The following is a 1,793-nucleotide window of genomic DNA, read 5'->3' on the forward strand; positions in this document are numbered from 1 at the left end:
GTGCGCCAGTTCCTGGACGTCGGCACCGGCATCCCCACCGTGCCCAACCTGCACGAGATCGTCCAGGCGGTCGACCCGTCCTGCCGGGTGGTCTACGTGGACAACGACCCGATCGTGCTGGCCCACTCGCGGGCGCTGCTCACCAGCACGCCGGAGGGCCGCACCGCCTACGTCGAGGGCGACCTGCGGGACCCGGAGAAGTTCCTGGCCGACCCGGCGGTGGCCGCCACCCTGGACCTGGGCGAGCCGGTCGCGCTGACGCTGATCAACATCGTGCACTTCCTCTCCGACGAGGCCGCGCACCCGCCCGTCCGCAAGCTGCTGGACGCCCTGCCCGCCGGCAGCTTCCTCGCGCTGACCGCCGGCACCGCCGACAACGCGCCGGACCAGGTCGCGGTCGGCTCCCGTCGCTATGCGGAGGCCGGGATAGAGGTCCATGTGCGCTCGCGCGCCGGGGTGGAGCGATTCTTCACCGGGCTGGAACTGGACGACCCGGGCGTGGTCCTGATCGACCAGTGGCACCCGGAGCTGGGCGAGCCCTCGACCGTGGCCGCCGGCGAGGTATCGGTGTACGGCGGGCTGGCCCGCAAGCCGTAGGCCGGCCCGGAGCCGCTACGGCGGTCAGGGCTGGGGGGACGGTGCCATGGTGAGCCCCGCCGACCCGGCGCCGCGGCTGAGCACCACCGTTCGGATGTGCTCCAGCGCACGGGCCCAGTCGGCGCGGCCGGGGTTGCGGCGGACGGCCTCGCGCAGGTCGAGCACCCGGTAGGGCGGGCCGAGGTCGGTGATCTGCGGGATGAACTCGGCCCGGCTCACCGTCCAGCGCTGCCCAGGCCCGGCCGGCGGGCTGACGGTGAAGCGGGCGAGGGAGCTCCAGTTGCCGCGCGGGTCCTCGGCGCCGTCGTAGGTGAACATGTGCCCGGCGAGCTGGTCGCCGAGGCCGTAGACCGTCCAGGTGTCGTTGATCTTCTCGTAGGCCTGCGGGATGTGGGCGTGGGTGCCGAGGATCAGGTCGATGTCGGGCCGGCCCGGGCCCTGCCCGGCGGCGGACAGCTCGCGGGCCAGGGTGAGCTGCTGCTCGTTCGGGGTGTCCTGCCACTCGGTGCCCCAGTGGATGCTGACCGCCACCAGGTCCGCGCCGTTCGCCCGGGCGGCGCGGGCGTCGGTCAGGATCCGGTCCCGGTCGATCAGGTTGACGGCCCAGGGCTCGTCCTTGGGCAGCGGGATGCCGTTGGTGCCGTAGGTGTAGGCGAGTTGGGCCACCGTCGCGCCGCCCGTCCGCAGCAGCGCCGGCCGCCCGGCCTCCTCGGCGGTGCGGGCGGAGCCGGTGTGGGCGAGGCCGGCGGCGTCCATCGCGTCCAGGGTGCGGCGGATGCCGGCCGGGCCGTCGTCCAGGGTGTGGTTGGACGCGGTGTCGCAGGAGCGGTACCCGGCGTCCTTGAGCGCCTTGGCCACCTGCGGCGGTGACTTGAACGAGGGGTACCCGGTGTACGGACCGCCGTCGGCGCCGTAGACCGTCTCCATGTGGCAGATCGCCAGGTCCGCGCCGCTGATCAGCGGCTTGACGCCGGCCAGCATGGCGGTGAAGTCGTAGCCGTTGCCGCCGGCGTCCTCCTTGGCCTGCTGGATGATCTCGGTGTGCGGCAGCACGTCACCGGTGGCCACCAGGGTGAACGCCTTCGGCCCGGTCGGGGTGGGGGTGGTGGCATCCGTGGTGGGGGTGGGCGGTTCGGGTGCCTGCGGGGCGCCGCAGCCCGGGAGGGCGATCAGCAGGGTGAGGGCCGTGGCGGTGG

The 1,793-nt window shown here is 73.8% G+C and carries 2 protein-coding genes; one reads left to right on the forward strand and one right to left on the reverse strand.

The window, feature by feature from the left end:
* Positions 1-597: SAM-dependent methyltransferase (locus tag ACFQ87_RS45760; RefSeq protein WP_380616972.1), on the forward strand; the 597-nt coding region annotated here is incomplete at its 5' end.
* A 24-nt stretch (positions 598-621) separates the two neighbouring features.
* Here the strand turns inward: ACFQ87_RS45760 and ACFQ87_RS45765 are convergent.
* Entirely contained in the window at positions 622-1,773 is a 1,152-nt protein-coding gene (locus ACFQ87_RS45765; protein WP_380616973.1) for a CapA family protein, read from the reverse strand.
* Positions 1,774-1,793: the final 20 nt, after the last annotated feature.

Source organism: Kitasatospora sp. NPDC056531 (assembly GCF_042794375.1).
GTDB lineage: Bacteria > Actinomycetota > Actinomycetes > Streptomycetales > Streptomycetaceae > Kitasatospora.